Genomic DNA, 17,711 nt, shown 5'->3' on the forward strand with positions numbered 1-17,711 from the left:
TTTACCGATGGTGAGTGTCGCCAGCCGGTCGCTGAAAGTGGCGGACCTGGATCTGGAAACCATTACGTAAGCCTACATAGAGGCTTTCCCCGGGAACGAGTCCCGCAGCGGTGGCCCAACGGGCCAAATCGTCCTGTTCAAACMCCAACCAAAGATCACCGCAGGCCTCCCTGGCCCAACTTTGGTTGTGGCTACATAACTCTGTCACTAACAGGCTACCGCCTGGTTGCAGCAAACCGGCCATGTGCTTGAGTGCATCGGCTGGCGCGGCGAAATGGTGCAAGACCATGTTCAGTACAACGCAATCGGCCTCAAGGCTTACGCCATCCAATGCATCGGCCAATTGCAGGCTGACGTTAGCCAGCTTTTCACGTTCGCAGACCTGACGCGCCAGTTCGAGCATCGCCGGGCTGTTGTCGAGCGCCGTGACCTGACTGAATCGGCGCGCCAGTTCCGGCAAAAAACTGCCGTCGCCGGGACCGACTTCAATCGCAGTGGCGCCTTCGCTGAAGCTCAGCTTGTCGAGCAGGGCCAGCACGCTTTCGCGGTACTGCGCCAAGCCGGCGATCAAGTCTTGCTGGGCGCGAAACTTTTCCGCAACCCGTGAGAAAAAGTCCTGGCTGGCAGCGGCTCGTTGCCCATGGACCTGGCTGATCCGCGCCTGCACGTCGCTGGGCAGGGTCAGGTTGTCCACTTCGTCGAGCAGTGCCGCGTGCAGCTTGCCGCCCAGCAATTCGGTGTGGGGCAGGGCGCGACGGTAAAAAATCGCGTTGCCTTCACGGCGGGTTGCTACCAGATCGGCCTGGGCCAGCACCTTCAAGTGGTGGCTCATGCCCGATTGGCCGGTGGCGAAGATTTGCGCCAACTCCAGCACGCCGAATGAATCGTTGGCCAGTGCGCGTAAAACGTTCAGCCGCAACGGATCGCCGCCGGCCTTGCACAAGGCCGCCAGCTCATCGCAATCGTCGTGGCGAATGGAAGGCACGCGTAAATTCATAAGGCCAGCAGTCTAGTGATCCGCCGAAATACCCGCAAGGTCAATATCAAAAAGTTTTGATATTGCTCGATGGGTGGCACTTCTTGGGCTGCGCTTTACTCTACAAACGAAGCGCGGAAAGGTTTCACCAGACGAATCCGCATTTATCCACAGGAAAAACGCCCCGGATCGACTATCTGTCATTGCCCCGAGGCGTCCGGGTGAGGGAAAATGCTCGCCTTTTTTCCGTTTCATTCTATTCACTCTCGATTCAGAATCCGCAGGAGAACAGCGATGCCCAGCCGTCGTGAGCGTGCCAACGCCATTCGTGCCCTCAGCATGGATGCCGTGCAAAAAGCCAACAGCGGCCATCCCGGTGCCCCTATGGGTATGGCGGATATCGCCGAAGTGCTTTGGCGTGACTACCTCAAGCACAACCCGAGCAATCCATCGTTTGCCGACCGCGACCGGTTCATCCTGTCCAACGGTCACGGCTCGATGTTGCTTTATTCGTTGCTGCACCTGACCGGCTACGACCTGTCGATCGATGACCTGAAAAACTTCCGCCAACTGCACAGCCGCACCCCCGGCCACCCGGAACTCGGCTACACCCCGGGTGTTGAAACCACCACTGGCCCATTGGGTCAGGGCCTGGCCAACGCCGTGGGTTTTGCCCTGGCAGAAAAAGTCCTGGCAGCGCAGTTCAACCGTCCAGGTCACAACGTTGTCGATCACCACACCTACGTGTTCCTGGGTGATGGCTGCATGATGGAAGGCATTTCCCACGAAGTCAGTTCCCTGGCCGGTACCCTGGGCCTGGGCAAGCTGATCGCCTTCTACGATGACAACGGCATCTCCATCGACGGCGAAGTCGAAGGCTGGTTCACCGATGACACTCCAAAGCGTTTCGAAGCCTACAACTGGCAAGTGATCCGCAACGTTGACGGTCACGACCCGGAAGAGATCAAGATCGCGATCGAGACTGCACGCAAAAGCGCGCAACCGACGCTGATCTGCTGCAAAACCACCATCGGCTTCGGTTCGCCGAACAAGCAAGGCAAGGAAGATTGCCACGGTGCCCCACTGGGTGACGCGGAAATCGCCTTGACCCGCACTGCGCTGAAGTGGAACTACGGCCCTTTCGAAATCCCGGCCGACATTTATGCCGAGTGGGATGCCAAGGAAGCCGGTCGCGCTGTCGAAGCCGAGTGGGATCAGCGTTTTGCTGCCTACTCCGCGGAATTCCCGGAGCTGGCCAACGAGCTGGTCCGCCGTCTGAGCGGTGAGCTGCCAGAAGACTTCGCTGAAAAAGCCTCGGCCTACATCGCTGAAGTCGCAGCCAAGGGCGAAACCATCGCCAGCCGTAAAGCCAGCCAGAACGCCCTGAACGCGTTCGGCCCGTTGCTGCCGGAAATGCTCGGCGGTTCGGCTGACCTGGCCGGTTCCAACCTGACCCTGTGGAAAGGTTGCAAAGGTGTCAGCGCTGAAGACGCCAGCGGCAACTACATGTACTACGGCGTTCGCGAGTTCGGCATGACTGCCATCATGAACGGCGTTGCCCTGCACGGTGGCCTGGTGCCTTACGGCGCAACTTTCCTGATGTTCATGGAATACGCCCGCAACGCAGTGCGCATGTCCGCCCTGATGAAGCAGCGTGTGATCCACGTCTACACCCACGACTCCATCGGTCTGGGCGAAGACGGTCCGACTCACCAGCCAATCGAACAACTGGCCAGCCTGCGCTGCACGCCGAACCTCGACACCTGGCGTCCAGCCGATGCCGTTGAATCGGCAGTGGCCTGGAAGAACGCCCTGGAGCGTAAAGACGGTCCTACGGCACTGATCTTCTCGCGTCAGAACCTGCAGCACCAAACCCGTGACGCGGTGCAGATCGAACTGATCAACCGTGGTGGTTATGTGCTCAAGGATTGCGCGGGTGAGCCTGAGCTGATCCTGATCTCCACCGGTTCGGAAGTCGGCCTGGCCGTTCAGGCCTACGACAAACTGACTGAGCAGGGCCGCAAGGTGCGCGTGGTTTCCATGCCATGCACCAGCGTGTTCGATGCTCAGGATGCCGGCTACAAGCAAGCGGTTCTGCCGTTGCAGGTCAGCGCCCGTATCGCCATCGAAGCCGCACACGCGGACTACTGGTACAAGTACGTGGGCCTGGAAGGCCGCGTCATCGGCATGACCACCTACGGCGAGTCGGCGCCTGCGCCTGCCTTGTTCGAAGAGTTCGGCTTCACCCTGGAAAACATCCTGGGTCAGGCTGAAGAGCTGCTGGAAGACTGATCCAGAAAATGTGTCGTCTGATCTGACGTCATCGCGAGCAGGCTCGCTCCCACAGGGTCGGTGAAGATCCTTGTGGGAGCGAGCCTGCTCGCGATAGCGTTGGTTCAGGCAACACCGGATTGAAGGATTCACCACGGTAATCGAGAACCCCATGCCTCAACCGCGTCCTTACAAAGTTGCACTCAACGGCTACGGCCGGATTGGTCGTTGCGTCTTGCGTGCCTTGTTCGAGCGAGGGGCGGCTGCCGGGTTTGAAATTGTGGCAATCAACGATCTGGCTGACATGGCCAGCGTCGAATACCTGACACGCTTCGACTCCACCCACGGGCGTTTTCCCGGTGAGGTGAGGGTTGACGGCGATTGTCTGCATATTAATGGCAACTGCGTGAAGGTCCTGCGCAGTGCCACCCCCGAAGGCATCGATTGGGCGTCTCTGGGTGTCGATCTGGTGCTTGAATGCTCCGGTGCTTACCACACGCGCGCAGACGGCCAGCGTTTCCTCGACGCGGGCGCCCCGCGGGTGCTGTTTTCCCAGCCGATGGCCAGCGAAGCGGATGTCGACGCCACCATCGTCTACGGTGTCAATCAGGAGTGCCTGACCGGCGATGAACTGCTGGTGTCCAACGCGTCCTGCACCACCAACTGCGGCGTGCCGCTGTTGCGGCTGCTGGATCAGGCCTTTGGCCTGGACTACGTGTCGATCACCACGATTCACTCGGCGATGAACGATCAGCCGGTCATCGACGCCTACCACCACGAAGACTTGCGCCGCACCCGTTCGGCGTTCCAGTCGGTGATTCCGGTGTCCACCGGCCTGGCGCGTGGTATCGAACGCTTGCTGCCGGAACTTGCCGGGCGAATTCAGGCCAAAGCTGTACGCGTGCCGACGGTCAACGTGTCGTGCCTCGACATCACGATGCAAACCGTCACTGACACCGATGCGACTGAAGTCAACCGGATCCTGCGCGAGGCTGCCACCTATGGCCCGCTCAAGGGGCTTTTGGCTTATACCGAGTTGCCTCATGCCAGTTGTGATTTCAACCATGACCCGCATTCGGCGATCGTCGATGCCAGTCAGACCCGCGTTTCCGGCCCAAGGCTGGTGAACGTGCTGGCCTGGTTCGACAACGAATGGGGTTTTGCCAACCGAATGCTCGATGTTGCAGGACACTATCTGCAAACCGCTATCAAGCTCTCTGTTTCTGAACTCTCTGCTTCTAAAAAAACTGCTCTCTAAAACAGCTATCCAGGAAATGCGACCCATGACCGTGTTGAAGATGACCGACCTCGATCTGCAAGGTAAGCGCGTATTGATCCGCGAAGACCTCAACGTCCCAGTCAAGGACGGTGTTGTCACCAGCGATGCGCGAATCCTGGCCTCGCTGCCGACCATCAAGCTGGCCTTGGAAAAAGGCGCGGCGGTGATGGTCTGCTCGCACCTGGGCCGTCCGACCGAAGGTGAATTCTCGGCCGAGAACAGCCTCAAGCCAGTCGCTGACTACCTGAGCAAGGCCTTGGGCCGTGAAGTGCCGCTGGTCTCCGACTATCTGGGCGGCGTTGACGTCAAGGCCGGCGACATCGTGCTGTTCGAGAACGTGCGCTTCAACAAGGGCGAGAAAAAGAACGCTGACGAACTGGCGAAGCAATACGCCGCCCTGTGCGACGTGTTCGTGATGGACGCCTTCGGCACCGCTCACCGTGCCGAGGGTTCGACCCACGGCGTGGCCAAGTTCGCCAAAGTCGCTGCGGCTGGCCCGTTGCTGGCTGCCGAACTGGACGCCCTGGGCAAAGCCCTGGGCGCCCCGGCCAAGCCAATGGCGGCCATCGTCGCCGGCTCCAAGGTCTCGACCAAACTCGACGTGCTGAACAGCCTGAGCCAGATCTGCGACCAACTGATCGTCGGTGGCGGTATCGCCAACACCTTCCTGGCCGCTGCCGGTCACCCGGTCGGCAAATCGCTGTACGAGCCAGACCTGCTGGACACCGCCCGTGCCATCGCTGCCAAAGTCAGCGTGCCGTTACCAGTCGATGTGGTGGTTGCCAAGGAATTCGCTGAAAGCGCGACCGCGACCGTCAAGCTGATCGCCGACGTAGCAGCAGACGACATGATCCTCGACATCGGCCCACAGACTGCGGCGCACTTCGCTGAACTGCTGAAGTCGTCGAAAACCATCCTGTGGAACGGCCCGGTCGGCGTATTCGAATTCGACCAGTTCGGTAACGGCACCAAAGTCCTGGCTCAGGCCATCGCAGACAGCTCGGCATTCTCCATCGCGGGCGGCGGCGACACCCTGGCAGCCATTGATAAGTATGGTGTTGCCGAGCAGATCTCCTACATTTCTACCGGCGGTGGCGCGTTCCTCGAGTTCGTCGAAGGCAAAGTGCTGCCGGCCGTTGAAGTCCTGGAAAGCCGGGCAAAGGCCTAAGGGTCATCCATTGGCCAGGCAAAGGAGTGTTTACATGGTCAAGATGTTAGCGACATTGTTCGCAGCGGGTGTACTGGCCGGCTGCGGGAGCACCCCGAAAGCCGCGCAGGAATCGGATACCGGCGCGCCGGACAAAGGCTGTTACCAGGCCGACTGGCAAGCCGAAACCAACCCGGTGCTCAACAAGCGTTCCGGGCCGGATGGCCTGGATAAATACGAGACACGGACCCCGGCCAAGGAACATGGTTGCCCTTGACCGGTCTGACTCACTGATACCCAGCGCAGTTGGCGTGTGCCGACTGCCGAGGAAAATGGATGAAAGGCTTGATAGCCGTGGGGTCGCTGGCGCTACTTGCCGGTTGCGCCACTATGAACCCGTTCGCGTCGTCGCCCGCGCCTGATGCGTGGACGACCTGGGTTTGCGACAGCCAGGCTCAAGTGCTCTGGCACTACACTGACAACAGCCACAAAGCTGTTGACGTGCGCCTGGGTGGTGACGATCAGGTGCACCGCTTGAAGCTGGAACCGGCAGGCAGTGGTTCGCTGTACAGCGATGACAAACTGGCGTTTCACGTCAAAGGTGAGGAAGGCCTGGTGTACTGGGTCGCCACCAACGATTTGATCGGCCGGGGCTGTAAAGCCAAGTAATTGATACACCACGGACCTAATGTGGGAGCGAGCCTGCTCGCGATGAGGGCGGCACATTTAACGATGATGTGACTGAGCTACCGCTATCGCGAGCAGGCTCGCTCCCACAAGTGGGTCTGTGCAAGTACTCGAGATTGATGCAACACCGAATTCGCAGGCCGGCCTAACCCCCGATCTGCATTAACTTGAATAGCAGCCGCCGCTACGGCAGGCTTGCACGATTAACGACCCTCAACCGGGAGAGACACACACCATGGCACTTATCAGCATGCGCCAGATGCTGGACCACGCAGCCGAGTTCGGCTACGGCGTTCCAGCCTTCAACGTCAACAACCTTGAGCAGATGCGCGCCATCATGGAAGCCGCTGACAAGACTGACTCCCCGGTGATCGTCCAGGCTTCGGCCGGCGCCCGTAAATACGCTGGCGCGCCATTCCTGCGTCACCTGATTCTGGCGGCGATCGAAGAATTCCCGCACATCCCGGTGTGCATGCACCAGGACCACGGCACCAGCCCTGACGTCTGCCAGCGTTCGATCCAACTGGGCTTCAGCTCGGTGATGATGGACGGCTCCCTCGGCGAAGACGGCAAGACCCCGACCGACTACGACTACAACGTCCGTGTCACCCAACAAACCGTAGCCATGGCTCACGCCTGCGGCGTATCGGTAGAAGGCGAGTTGGGCTGCCTGGGTTCGCTGGAAACCGGCATGGCCGGTGAAGAAGACGGTATCGGTGCAGAAGGCGTGCTCGATCACAGCCAAATGCTCACCGACCCGGAAGAAGCCGCTGACTTCGTCAAGCGCACCCAGGTCGACGCCCTGGCCATCGCCATCGGCACCAGCCACGGCGCTTACAAGTTCACCAAGCCACCCACCGGCGACGTACTGGCCATCGACCGCATCAAGGAAATCCACAAACGCATCCCGAACACCCACCTGGTGATGCACGGCTCTTCTTCGGTACCGCAAGAGTGGCTGGCGATCATCAACCAGTACGGCGGCGATATCAAAGAAACCTACGGCGTACCGGTTGAAGAAATCGTCGAAGGCATCAAGCACGGCGTGCGCAAGGTCAACATCGACACCGACCTGCGTCTGGCCTCCACCGGCGCAATGCGTCGCCTGATGGCCACCAACCCGAGCGAGTTCGATCCACGTAAATTCTTCGGCGCTACCGTAACAGCCATGCGCGACGTGTGCATTGCACGTTATGAAGCGTTCGGGACTGCCGGTAATGCTTCGAAGATCAAGCCGATCTCGTTGGAAGCGATGTTCCAGCGTTATTTGAAAGGTGAGTTGAACGCCAAGGTTAACTAAGACCTGAACGTTTAATTGCACGAATAAAAAACCCGCCGAGAGGCGGGTTTTTTATTGGGTGATCGCCATGGAGTAAGCCGGCTTTTTCCGTTGCTCTTACTGAATAAGTTTCCAGTTTTTGTAAAAGAATCGGCGCAAGGCGAACGCCACTCCTGCAAATGACGCGACGATGCCGTTCAGGATAAAAGAAGCCCAGGACGGGCGCAGTATGTCGAGAAACAGGCAGTAGCGCTTGGCGTCGTTCTTATTGAAGGAGGCGTGCAGCAGCGTGTCATCAAAGATGAACAGCGGATCATCGTGCCAGTAGTGTTTTTTCTTCCTGACTTGAATGTACACACCGTCATGATGAGCGGCGGGCATGATGTTGTAGAGCACGCGGTACATCATGCGCAATGGCCCGAAGTGAAAGGATGTCGACTGGTTTTCATTGAAAACCGATACGCCGATAGTCTTGATATAAGGCAGTTTCTTCTGAAGTGCGGGGATATTGAGTTCGGTATCGATCTTGCGGCCATACCATTGGAAGAACAACATGCCACGCTTTTTCTGGGCCATGCGCGCATCGAGGAACGCAATGATCTCTTCCTTGTGAGCCATCGCGGTTTCAATCACGTAGTTGATGTCTTGCTGATGGCTTTCGGGAAGCTCGCGCAACTTGTAAACATAACGGCTTGGCTTGGACAGCAGATCGAAAATGGTATTCAGGGGCGCGAGCAACCATGTATTGCGGCCGCCACCTATAAAATACTTTTTGATGATCTCGGTATCGAAGATGCCATTGCGCAGGAAGTCATAGATGCCGCAAACACAGAGCACAATAACAAACCAAAGAGCGGCTACCGGAAAGCAATAAATAATGGCAGCAATAGCGAGAATAGTGATTGCCGAGACTGCTTTTTTGCGGATGACTCGAGTGTTCATGGAACTCAGTTCCCCTGAGGTGGTGCGGGTATTTGGATGTGAAAAATACCTATAGGACAGACATTATATTCGCCATCATAAGGACTCATTCTGTAATAAATGTTTCTTGTTTGTAAAGATTTCTCAGATGTGCTGACGTGTTTTTTTCTTCGGCGTCAGTAAAAAAGCGGCGGGGCGGGTTTTATTAAGTGAAAAGGGAGCAGGTTTATTCAAACTGCTCCCTTTTTTCGTGTGCGCCGAATGCTCAGCGATTCGCTGGCGCGTCAAACCCTCGCTGCTCGATCACTCCGAACACATCGGTAATGTCCTGAACCATCAAGCGCGCCACGTTGGTGACGGTGTTGATGTCGCGCTCGGCGTAGTCGGGCAGGCTGGTGCAGGCCATGAGGGTCAGGTAGCTGAGGACTGCGTGCAGGCGTTCGCTGACGCAGGCGTGGAGTTCGCGTAGCGGGGCGTGGCTGTCGATGAGCAGGACGGGGTAGTCGGTGGCGATTTGGGTGAAGGGGGTGAAGCGGCGGGGCGGGTGGTTCATGGTCATGAGTAAATCTTCCTTGTACTTAAAAGAAGAGCTACAGCCGTTCGCTGCGAAACGAATTGGGTGGTAGCTATGTGCGGGTTCGCAGACCGAGGTACAAGGAAACCCGGCAGACTCGAAGGTCTCCCACACACAGCCACCATAAAACGGACTCCGGGCGCTGATGCGACCGTCGTTAGGCTTTGTATGGTGCTAGGTTACTACTTGTACCTCAGGGCTGCGAAACCCCGTAGCCGATTGATGTCAGCCACGGGAGAACTTTAGGTGTCGATGTTGGCGGCTGCAACCGGGGTGTAGGACGGTGCTGCGACCTTTGTGGCGAGGGAGCTTGCTCCCGCTCGGCGGCGTAGCCGTCGTAAACCGGGCGGTGCGGTGTGTCTGAGGAAATGCGGTGGCAGGGTTTGGGGCTGCTTCGCAACCCAGCGGGAGCAAGCTCCCTCGCCACAGTGGGAGCAATCCTACGGGATTTGCGGACGCTCAGATCGTTCCCATGCCCGTAGCAGCTGTCGAGCCTGCGAGGCTGCGTTCGGCCGCAAGGCGGTCGTAATCCGGCAAATGCGGTTTGCCTGAAGAAACCCGGCGTCAGGTTTTACGACTGCTCCGCAGCCGAACGCAGCCTCGACAGCTGCTACGGGGGAGCGAGTCGTCCTCAAGGGTTGAGATCAAGTTGTCAGCTCGGGTTGTGATCAATATTCAGCTTGCTGAACGTCACTTTCCCACCCTCGCTGGTGTATCCGGTGTTGTCCTGCACGTACACCCCGGCCTTGAAGTACAGCGGTTTGTCGCGCCAGGTGGCGCTGATCTGGGTGTCCCATGAGTAGCCCGCGGCGCTGATGCCCAGGGCGCCGCCGGGGCTGAGGTGGATCAGGTAGGAAAAACTCTGGTCCAGCTTCACTCCCGTGGCGACGGTGATCACCCGAGCAACATCGTCGTCCGGGTGCATGCGTACCTTGGCGACGATGTTGCCGGTCGAGGTGCTGGTCTTGTACTGGTACTCGACTTTCACCAAGGGTTTTTGGCTGTTGAAGGCGTGGATCTGGCCGATGACGATCTTGCCCGAACTCGGCACCTGGTTCACCGCGAGGGTCGCGTGCAGCAAGTTATCGGCCTCGGGGTAGAGCCAGTTGCGCAAGGTGCCGTTGCTGTAGGTTTCGCGCAGTTCGGTGCGCGGGTAAATTGCGTTTTCCGTGCGGGAGCCGGTCACCGGTGCCCAGAAGAACAGCGTACCGGTGTCGGAATTGAAGTATTGATCCTTGAAACCGTCCACCAGTTTGGCGGTATCAACGGTGTACGGGGGGCTGCCGACAGGAACACTGAGGTTCCAGGTTGCGAGATCGATCATGGTCAAAGCATCCGCGAATTCTAGCTGAACGCGCGTACCAGAAGCTCTAGCCCGCGCGTTAGAGGGCAGTCTTTATAAGCGTAGAAGGGATGCTTGTTAATGCCCGTCCGGCGGATAACTGGCGTCAATGCTCTGTCGAATGGCCACCTTTTCCGGTCTCGCAGTCTCTGGCGCTTACCGTTAGTCGGAGTCTGGGGCTTTGCCATCGGTGATGGCGTGATGACACCTACTGCTTTCGCAGATCCCGGTCTAGAGTGGAGTTGTCCGGTTTTTTCGACGGTACCGGCCTGACGTCACTACAAGAGAAGCAGCATGGAATGCGCGCAACCCAAGCCAGTTGAAGGCAGCTCAGTTCTTCTAATCGTGGATGATTACCCTGAAAACCTGATCAGTATGCGTGCGTTGTTACAGCGCCAGGACTGGCAGGTGATGACCGCGGCTTCCGGCTTTGAAGCCTTGAGCCTGTTACTCGAACATGAAGTCGACCTGGTGCTGCTCGATGTGCAGATGCCAGGGATGGACGGTTTTGAAGTGGCGCGTTTGATGCGCGGCAGCCAGCGTACCCGTTTGACCCCGATCATTTTCCTGACCGCCAACGAACAGTCCCAGGATGCGGTGATCAAGGGTTATGCCAGTGGCGCGGTGGATTACCTGTTCAAACCGTTTGACCCGCAAATCCTCAAACCCAAAGTCCAGGCCCTGCTAGAACACCAGCGCAATCGCCGGGCCTTGCAGCGCTTGAGCCAGGATCTGGAAGCCGCACGCGCCTTCAATGCCTCGGTGCTGGATAACGCCGCCGAAGGGATTCTGGTGGTGGGCGATGACGGCCTGATCCGCTTCGCCAACCCGGCCATGTCCCGCTTGCTCAATGCGACGGTCACCGAATTGCAAGGCGCGGAGTTCGTGGACTTCCTGCAAAAACCGCACGTGCCGGTGTGGGCTGATTCTGACATTTATGCCGGTTATCAACGGGGTGAGACCTGGCGCGTGCACGATGCAATCCTGCGCACCGCGCCGGGTCAGCAAGTGCCGGTGGCGCTGTCCTGCGCGCCATTGCCGTCCGAACAGCGGGCCATGGTGGTGACCGTGCTCGACATGTCGGTGGTGCGCCATCTGCATCAACAGCTGGAGTTTCAGGCTGTCACAGACCCGCTGACCGGGCTGCTCAATCGCCGTGGCTTCTACCAGACTGCGGAAAACCTGCTATTGCGCGGTGAGCGTTCCGACAGCGCGTGGGTGTTGTTGTACCTGGACCTGGATGGCTTCAAACGGGTCAACGATTCCCTGGGCCACGATGCCGGTGACCGGGTGCTGCGTTGGGTGTCCGAGCAGTTGAAGGCCTGTCTTCGGCCGTTCGATATTCTGGCGCGCATGGGCGGTGATGAGTTCACGGCGTTGCTCGATCTGGAGTTTCCTGAGCAAGCGGCGAAGATTGCCGAGAAGCTCATCGAGCGAATCTCGATCTGTCAGCAAATTGAAGGACTGGATGTGGTGCTTGGTGCGAGCATCGGCATTGCGACCTATCCCGATTGCGGTTCCAACCTTGACGGTTTGTTGCGCGCCTCAGACATCGCGATGTACGAGGCCAAGCGTGCCGGGCGCCAGCAATATCGCTTCTACGACCATGAAATGAACGGTCGCGCGCGCTCGCGGCTGATGCTCGAAGAAAGCGTGCGCACGGCCATCGAAAATCAGGATTTCAACCTGGTGTATCAACCCCAGGTGGCGATTGCCGACGGTCGCGTACGCGGGTTTGAAGCGTTGCTGCGCTGGCAGCATCCGAGTGTCGGCGATGTACCTCCAGGGTTGTTTTTACCGCTGCTGGAAGAGGCACGGCTGATTAGCCGTCTCGGCAGCTGGATTTACCACCGCGGTGCCAGGCAGCGAAAGGCCTGGGAAAACCTGTTTGCCGAGGATCTGGTGCTCGGTGTGAGCTTGAGCAGCACCCAGTTCGGCATGCCGAATCTGGTCACCGAGTTGCGTCAGGTGCTGGAGCGTCATGAGTTGCAGCCGTCTCAGCTGGAAGTTGAAATCACCGAAGACGCCTTGATCCAGAACGTTGATGAGTCACGCAAACAGCTGCGCCTGTTGCGTCACCTTGGGGTGCGCGTGGCGCTGGATGACTTTGGTTCGGGGCCATGCTCGTTGGCGCATTTACGCGATCTGCAGTTGGACACGCTCAAGCTCGATCGGCACCTGATTGCCCGGATACCCGATTCGCCTCGGGATGCAGCGCTGGTGCGCAGTGTCATCGAGTTGTGCAGGGAATTCGGGATGTTGGTGATCGCCGAAGGCGTGGAGACCGTTGCACAGTATCGATGGCTCGAGGCCAACGGTTGCCAGTTTGTGCAAGGTTTCCTGGTGGCCAGGCCGCTGATGGCCGAGGATGCAGGTGGCTTTGCGCAGCCGTTTGACTGGAGCGCGCTGACCGCCTGAATTCGCTACACTGGCGGTCTTTCGTCACTCTGTTGTTGACCCATGACCGCGCTGAAGTACCTCCAGGCTTATCCCGCTGCCTTGCAAGACCAAGTGCGCCAGTTGATCGATCAGGATCGACTGGGCGACTACCTGAGCCAGCGTTACCCGGACAAGCACGCGGTGCAGAGTGACAAGGCGCTGTATAGCTACGCACTGGAGTTGAAGCAGGAATTCCTGCGCAATGCGCCGGCTATCGACAAAGTGCTGTTCGACAACCGCCTCGACCTGACCCATCGCGCCCTTGGCTTACACACGGCGATCTCGCGCGTGCAGGGCGGCAAGCTCAAGGCCAAGAAAGAAATTCGCATCGCCTCGTTATTCAAGGACGCTGCGCCGCAGTTTCTGAAAATGATCGTGGTGCATGAGCTCGCGCACTTCAAAGAGTCCGATCACAACAAAGCGTTCTACAAGCTGTGCGAGCACATGCTGCCGGGCTATCACCAGCTGGAGTTCGACTTGCGGGTGTACCTGACGTGGCGGGATATGCAGTAATTATCGGAATCGGGAGTGTGGGAATGGATGTCAGCAAGACCAAAAGCAGCTTCTACCGCCGGCTGTACGTGGCGTACCTGATCGACCGCGGTCTGGCCAGCAATGTCCCGGCACTCACCGACGTCACCGGCATGCCGCGGCGTACAGCCCAGGACACCATTGCCGCGTTGGCCGATCTGGATATTGTGTGCGAGTTCGAGCAGGAAGAGGGCGCGCGTAATCATGCCGGGCGGTACAGGATTCGGGAGTGGGGGGCGATTGATCCAAGCTGGATCGAGCGCAATCTTCAGCAGATCAAAACGGTGCTGGAATACCCCTGAGCTTTTGCGGCGTCGCAACTGACGCCTTCGCGAGCAGGCTCGCTCCCACAGGGGACCTTCGTCGTGTCATAGATCAGTGTGGGAGCGAGCCTGCTCGCGAAGAGGCCCTCAAGAACGGCGCATCCCGATATGCGGAATGTCATCCTCCAGGTATTCCTCGCCCACCACGACAAACCCGTACCTCCCGTAATACCCCTGCAAATGCGCCTGGGCCGACAGATAGATCGGCACTTCAGGCCAGTATTTCTCAGCCTGCTTGAGCCCCTGCGCCATCAACTCATGACCCAGGCCCTGGCCCCGAGCAAGAGGGGCGATCACTACCCGACCGATCACCACGTCGCCACCCTGTGAAATCGGGTCGAGCAAACGCAGGTAGGCCACCAGCTGATCGCCATCCCAGGCCATCAAGTGGCAGGTGTCACCGTCCAGGTCCAGTCCATCGACTTCCTGATAGGCGCATTTCTGCTCAACGACGAACACTTGCGTGCGCAACTGCAGAATGGCGTACAACTGCTCTTTGCCCAGATCGCTGTGGTGTTTGCAGACCCAATCGATTGTCATCTTCACATTCCTTGAACAACGTCGCTCCGATACTAAGCGTCCCGCAGCGGGATGTCTTGTGGCATAAAAAACTGTGACAAAGGCCAAAATGCCATCATTCATTTCTCGCGACGTTGTCTTCTTTGTGTAATCTGATTTTTAGCGGTTTGTTGTGACTTCAATGAGCTACTGTTAGGGCCTGGGTTGTGGCCGCGATTCGGCACACCGGCCTTCGAGTTTTGGCTAAAAACACGCTGGGCTGCCCGCCCGCTAAGGATTTTTTAGCATGCCGCGATTGCATCGAGCTGTTGCTTTGATTGGATTGCTGTTGCTGAGCCAGACCGCCGCAGCAGAAAAACTGCGGCTGGTGGCTGATGCCTGGCCACCGTTTACCGATGCCACGCTGGTCAATGGCGGGGTGGCGACTGACATTGTCAGCACCGCGCTGGCGCGGGCGGGTTATGCCAGTGATTTCGAGCAGGTGCCTTGGGCCAGAGCCTTGCTGGGGGTGGGCGAAGGGCGTTACGACGTGCTGGTCAACGCCTGGTTCAACGAAGAGCGCACCCACATCGGGCAGTTTTCCAGCGAGTATCTGCTCAACCGGGTACGCTTCCTCAAGCGCAAAGACACACCGATCGAATACAACAACTTGCAGCAACTGCACACCTATCCGGTTGCGGTGGTGCGTGGCTACGCCTATTCACCCGCGTTTGACGGTGACGCCGCCTTGCAGAAAGTGCAGGTGCACAGCTTCCCCATGGCCGTGCGCATGCTCGCCGCTGACCGGGTGAAGCTGACCCTGGAAGACGAATACGTCGCCCGTTATTACCTGGCACGCGAATCACCCAAGGTGCGCAATGCCGTGGAGTTCCTGCCCAATCCTTTGAGTGAGAACAGCCTGCATATTCTGGTCAGCCTGAAGAATCCCGACCATGAACAGATTGTTGCCGGATTCGATCGCGAGATTGCAGCGATGAAGGTGGATGGCAGCTACGAGCGATTGCTCAGGCAGCATGGGATGTAACGTCTCGGAAAGTCACGGTGACTGTGCGGGCCTCTTCGCGAGCAAGCCCGCTCCCACAGTAGATCTGTGTCAGGTGTAGATCTCGTGTACACAACAAATCCCCTGTGGGAGCGGGCTTGCTCGCGAAGAGGCCCGCCCGGTCACCACAGATCTCAATCCTCGCTCGTATCCTTGATCAAATGCGCCGCCAGCGTGCGCAACGGTCCCAGTTGTCGGCAGATCAACCCCAGTTGGGTTTGCACCAGACGCTGACCTTCGTCGATCTCGTCAGGCATTTGTTCAAGTCCGGCGGCCAGGGCTTCTTCTTCGTCGCTCTGAATCGCAATCGGCGATTTGCTCGCCAGCCCTTGGGCGATTTCGTCGATGCTGGTCGCCAGACTGACACCCGCACCGCTGATCAGCTGTTCACGAACGTCAGCGGGTAGCTGGATTTCACGGTGCGCACCGAGGCCCGATAGGTAGCTGAGCAAGGTGTGGGAAAGCACCAGGAAACGGAAACCGACGTCAGCCTCCTTACGGAAATGCCCCGGCTCCATGAGCATGTTGGCCAAGGTAGTCGACAGCGCCGCATCGGCGTTGTGGGCATTGCGTCGAGCCAGCCGATAGGCCAGGTCATCACGTTTGCCGACAGCGTATTGCTGCATGATCTGGCGCAGGTAAATGCTGTTGCAGGTGAGGGTGTTGGCCAGCACTTTGTTCAGCCTGCGGCCCTGCCAGTCCGGCAGGAACAGCAGCACCGCGAGCCCCGCAATCAGGCCGCCGAGCAAGGTGTCGAGCAACCTTGGCAGGAACAGCCCGTAGCCGTCGCCGACCTGGTTGAAGCAGAACAGCACCATCAGGGTGATTGCCGCCGTCGCCAGCGTGTAGCGGGTGGTGCGGTTGATAAAGAACACCACGCCGGCGGCAATCGCGAAACTCGACTGCACCAGTGGGTTGGGGAACAGATCGAACAACGCCCAGGCCAGGGTCAGGCCGATCGCGGTGCCGAGGATCCGCTGACCGAGTTTGCGCCGAGTGGCGCCGTAGTTCGGTTGGCAGACAAACAGCGTGGTGAGGATGATCCAATAGCCCTGCGAGGGGTGGATCAAATGCACCATGCCATAGCCGACGGTCAGGGCCAGAGGCAGACGCAGGGCATGCCGGAACAGCAGCGAGGTCGGCGTCAGCTGTGTGCGCAGGCGCGTCCAGACGTCCTTGAGGTTACGCGGTGAACGGTCGAGCAGGCTGCTGTCGGTGGCGTCGGCCAGGGCGTCGGGGTTACTCGCGTCGCTGAGCAAACGATCCAGGGTGCTGAGGTTGGCTGCCAGTGCGCGCAATGAGCGCAGCAAACCGCGCCAGGCCGGGTTGCTCTGGATGCGCAGGTGTTCGAGGGAAGCGTGGAGGTCGCTCAGGGCTTCGGCAAAGCTGTCGTCGTAGATGAACGGCTGGCGCATCTGGATCGACTCGGCCAATGCCCGGCAGGCTTTGCCTTGCTGGCGCAGCAGGCGTTGGCAGCGGAATAGTACGTCGCTGTGGAAAAAGGCTTCGGCCAGGGCGTTGTACGGATAGTGCGAAGAGCTGGCGCGTTCGTGGATGTCCTGGGCGAGGAAATACAGCTTCAGGTAACGACTGACTTTCGAGCCCGGCCGACCATTGCCGACCCGGTGCAGGATGATTTCCTTGGCGGCGTTGAGCGCCGCGACCACTCGGCCATTCTGCTGCGCCAGTTCCAGCCGCCGGGCTTCGACGTCCATCTGGCGGATCGGCTCGAACAGCGACGATTTGAGCTTCAGGTAAAACCCCAGCTCGCGAAACAACCGGGCCAGGCTCTGCTGCACCGGCTGGTTGGAAAACAGCGCCTGCCACAGCACCGAGAGCAAGCCATACCAGGCGGCACCGGCCACCAGCAACACCGGTTCATGCCAGAAATCGGTGACCGCGCCGCCGCGCTGGTCCACACCGATCATGGTGTACACCGACAGAATCAGCGTTGCCGAGGCAATCGCGCCATAGCGTTCGCCCAAGGCGCCGAGCATGGTCAAGCTGAAACTGGCCAATGCCAGGGCGACCACGAAGATGTATGGGTAGGGGAATAGCAGCTCGACCGAAAACGCGGCAACGCTGAAGCACACCAGCGTCACGGCCAGCGCGTTGAGACGGCCTTGCCAACTGTCGTCGGTTTCGGCCAGGGCGCTGGCGATAATCCCCAGGAACAGCGGGATCAGCAGGCCCATTTCATTTTGATACCAACACAGCGCCATGGTGCCGGTCAGGGCGATGAACACCCGTACGCTGTAGCTGAATTTATCCAGCGCCCAAAGGCGACGCAGAGTCTGACGAAACGAGGTTGATGGCATGAAGTGCGGAGGCCTTCCGGGGCAATGCAGCTAAATTGAGCCAGTAATGACGACGATGCAATG

The 17,711-nt window shown here is 58.9% G+C and carries 16 protein-coding genes; 10 read left to right on the forward strand and 6 right to left on the reverse strand.

Features of this window, described 5'->3' with window-relative positions; genetic code table 11:
- Nucleotide 1: 1 nt before the first annotated feature.
- Nucleotides 2–997 (reverse strand): ArsR/SmtB family transcription factor, encoded by a 996-nt coding sequence (locus tag AC1DHT_RS01555; RefSeq protein ID WP_477761219.1) that lies wholly within the window; start codon nt 995–997, stop codon nt 2–4.
- Between the two features lie 273 nt (nt 998–1,270).
- Here AC1DHT_RS01555 and tkt point away from each other — a divergent pair, with 273 nt between their 5' ends.
- The 6 genes from tkt (at nt 1,271) to fba (ending at nt 7,660) form a co-directional block, all read left to right on the forward strand.
- Nucleotides 1,271–3,268: a transketolase gene (gene tkt / locus AC1DHT_RS01560; RefSeq protein WP_054594422.1), complete on the forward strand. Its 1,998-nt coding sequence runs from the start codon at nt 1,271–1,273 to the stop codon at nt 3,266–3,268.
- 151 nt (nt 3,269–3,419) lie between these two features.
- A complete protein-coding gene (epd, locus tag AC1DHT_RS01565) occupies nt 3,420–4,505 on the forward strand; it encodes an erythrose-4-phosphate dehydrogenase (protein ID WP_427545155.1) in 1,086 nt (361 codons plus the stop codon).
- Nucleotides 4,506–4,530: 25 nt separating this feature from the next.
- On the forward strand, nt 4,531–5,694 hold the full coding sequence (locus tag AC1DHT_RS01570) for a phosphoglycerate kinase (RefSeq protein ID WP_427545153.1): 1,164 nt from the start codon (nt 4,531–4,533) through the stop codon (nt 5,692–5,694).
- A 34-nt stretch (nt 5,695–5,728) separates the two neighbouring features.
- The gene (locus tag AC1DHT_RS01575) at nt 5,729–5,950 is read left to right on the forward strand and encodes a hypothetical protein (RefSeq protein ID WP_427533408.1); all 222 of its coding nucleotides are present in this window, start codon (nt 5,729–5,731) and stop codon (nt 5,948–5,950) included.
- Nucleotides 5,951–6,009: 59 nt separating this feature from the next.
- The gene (locus tag AC1DHT_RS01580; RefSeq protein ID WP_442114412.1) at nt 6,010–6,342 is read left to right on the forward strand and encodes an MliC family protein; all 333 of its coding nucleotides are present in this window, start codon (nt 6,010–6,012) and stop codon (nt 6,340–6,342) included.
- A gap of 253 nt (nt 6,343–6,595) precedes the next feature.
- Nucleotides 6,596–7,660, forward strand: coding sequence for a class II fructose-bisphosphate aldolase (gene fba, locus AC1DHT_RS01585; RefSeq protein WP_019694035.1), 1,065 nt, complete (start codon nt 6,596–6,598; stop codon nt 7,658–7,660).
- A gap of 96 nt (nt 7,661–7,756) precedes the next feature.
- Here fba and AC1DHT_RS01590 read toward each other — a convergent pair whose 3' ends face one another.
- The 3 genes from AC1DHT_RS01590 to AC1DHT_RS01600 form a co-directional block, all read right to left on the reverse strand.
- On the reverse strand, nt 7,757–8,581 hold the full coding sequence (locus AC1DHT_RS01590; RefSeq protein WP_427545148.1) for an aspartyl/asparaginyl beta-hydroxylase domain-containing protein: 825 nt from the start codon (nt 8,579–8,581) through the stop codon (nt 7,757–7,759).
- A 244-nt stretch (nt 8,582–8,825) separates the two neighbouring features.
- The gene (locus tag AC1DHT_RS01595; protein ID WP_427545146.1) at nt 8,826–9,119 is read right to left on the reverse strand and encodes a fructose-bisphosphate aldolase; all 294 of its coding nucleotides are present in this window, start codon (nt 9,117–9,119) and stop codon (nt 8,826–8,828) included.
- A gap of 667 nt (nt 9,120–9,786) precedes the next feature.
- Complete coding sequence (locus AC1DHT_RS01600) at nt 9,787–10,458, reverse strand: polysaccharide lyase family 7 protein (protein ID WP_427545144.1); 672 nt, start codon at nt 10,456–10,458, stop codon at nt 9,787–9,789.
- Nucleotides 10,459–10,770: 312 nt separating this feature from the next.
- On the opposite strand from AC1DHT_RS01600, the gene AC1DHT_RS01605 reads away from it, so the two are divergent.
- From AC1DHT_RS01605 to AC1DHT_RS01615, 3 genes are read left to right on the forward strand one after another with little or no spacing between them, the layout of a single operon-like run.
- A complete protein-coding gene (locus AC1DHT_RS01605; protein WP_427545142.1) occupies nt 10,771–12,894 on the forward strand; it encodes a putative bifunctional diguanylate cyclase/phosphodiesterase in 2,124 nt (707 codons plus the stop codon).
- A 42-nt stretch (nt 12,895–12,936) separates the two neighbouring features.
- Nucleotides 12,937–13,428, forward strand: a complete 492-nt coding sequence (locus tag AC1DHT_RS01610; protein ID WP_427545140.1) for a M48 metallopeptidase family protein — start codon at nt 12,937–12,939, stop codon at nt 13,426–13,428.
- Nucleotides 13,429–13,451: 23 nt separating this feature from the next.
- Nucleotides 13,452–13,748: a winged helix-turn-helix domain-containing protein gene (locus tag AC1DHT_RS01615; RefSeq protein WP_427545138.1), complete on the forward strand. Its 297-nt coding sequence runs from the start codon at nt 13,452–13,454 to the stop codon at nt 13,746–13,748.
- 108 nt (nt 13,749–13,856) lie between these two features.
- Here the strand turns inward: AC1DHT_RS01615 and AC1DHT_RS01620 are convergent, their stop codons facing one another.
- On the reverse strand, nt 13,857–14,309 hold the full coding sequence (locus AC1DHT_RS01620) for a GNAT family N-acetyltransferase (protein ID WP_427545136.1): 453 nt from the start codon (nt 14,307–14,309) through the stop codon (nt 13,857–13,859).
- Nucleotides 14,310–14,574: 265 nt separating this feature from the next.
- Between AC1DHT_RS01620 and AC1DHT_RS01625 the strand changes: the two genes are divergently transcribed.
- On the forward strand, nt 14,575–15,312 hold the full coding sequence (locus AC1DHT_RS01625; protein WP_427545134.1) for a substrate-binding periplasmic protein: 738 nt from the start codon (nt 14,575–14,577) through the stop codon (nt 15,310–15,312).
- A gap of 152 nt (nt 15,313–15,464) precedes the next feature.
- Here the strand turns inward: AC1DHT_RS01625 and yccS are convergent, their stop codons facing one another.
- Nucleotides 15,465–17,648, reverse strand: coding sequence for a YccS family putative transporter (gene yccS / locus AC1DHT_RS01630; RefSeq protein ID WP_427545132.1), 2,184 nt, complete (start codon nt 17,646–17,648; stop codon nt 15,465–15,467).
- Nucleotides 17,649–17,711 lie beyond the last annotated feature (63 nt).

Source organism: Pseudomonas sp. 05N432 (assembly GCF_056396945.1).

What these genes read in the sequence shown, in the direction of transcription:
- tkt (WP_054594422.1), top strand. Translation starts at nt 1,271, where the DNA reads ATGCCCAGCCGTCGTGAGCGTGCCAACGCCATTCGTGCCCTCAGCATG.
- epd (WP_427545155.1), top strand. Translation starts at nt 3,420, where the DNA reads ATGCCTCAACCGCGTCCTTACAAAGTTGCACTCAACGGCTACGGCCGG.
- AC1DHT_RS01570 (WP_427545153.1), top strand. Translation starts at nt 4,531, where the DNA reads ATGACCGTGTTGAAGATGACCGACCTCGATCTGCAAGGTAAGCGCGTA.
- AC1DHT_RS01575 (WP_427533408.1), top strand. Translation starts at nt 5,729, where the DNA reads ATGGTCAAGATGTTAGCGACATTGTTCGCAGCGGGTGTACTGGCCGGC.
- AC1DHT_RS01580 (WP_442114412.1), top strand. Translation starts at nt 6,010, where the DNA reads ATGAAAGGCTTGATAGCCGTGGGGTCGCTGGCGCTACTTGCCGGTTGC.
- fba (WP_019694035.1), top strand. Translation starts at nt 6,596, where the DNA reads ATGGCACTTATCAGCATGCGCCAGATGCTGGACCACGCAGCCGAGTTC.
- AC1DHT_RS01590 (WP_427545148.1), bottom strand. Translation starts at nt 8,581, where the DNA reads ATGAACACTCGAGTCATCCGCAAAAAAGCAGTCTCGGCAATCACTATT.
- AC1DHT_RS01595 (WP_427545146.1), bottom strand. Translation starts at nt 9,119, where the DNA reads ATGACCATGAACCACCCGCCCCGCCGCTTCACCCCCTTCACCCAAATC.
- AC1DHT_RS01600 (WP_427545144.1), bottom strand. Translation starts at nt 10,458, where the DNA reads ATGATCGATCTCGCAACCTGGAACCTCAGTGTTCCTGTCGGCAGCCCC.
- AC1DHT_RS01605 (WP_427545142.1), top strand. Translation starts at nt 10,771, where the DNA reads ATGGAATGCGCGCAACCCAAGCCAGTTGAAGGCAGCTCAGTTCTTCTA.
- AC1DHT_RS01610 (WP_427545140.1), top strand. Translation starts at nt 12,937, where the DNA reads ATGACCGCGCTGAAGTACCTCCAGGCTTATCCCGCTGCCTTGCAAGAC.
- AC1DHT_RS01615 (WP_427545138.1), top strand. Translation starts at nt 13,452, where the DNA reads ATGGATGTCAGCAAGACCAAAAGCAGCTTCTACCGCCGGCTGTACGTG.
- AC1DHT_RS01620 (WP_427545136.1), bottom strand. Translation starts at nt 14,309, where the DNA reads ATGACAATCGATTGGGTCTGCAAACACCACAGCGATCTGGGCAAAGAG.
- AC1DHT_RS01625 (WP_427545134.1), top strand. Translation starts at nt 14,575, where the DNA reads ATGCCGCGATTGCATCGAGCTGTTGCTTTGATTGGATTGCTGTTGCTG.
- yccS (WP_427545132.1), bottom strand. Translation starts at nt 17,648, where the DNA reads ATGCCATCAACCTCGTTTCGTCAGACTCTGCGTCGCCTTTGGGCGCTG.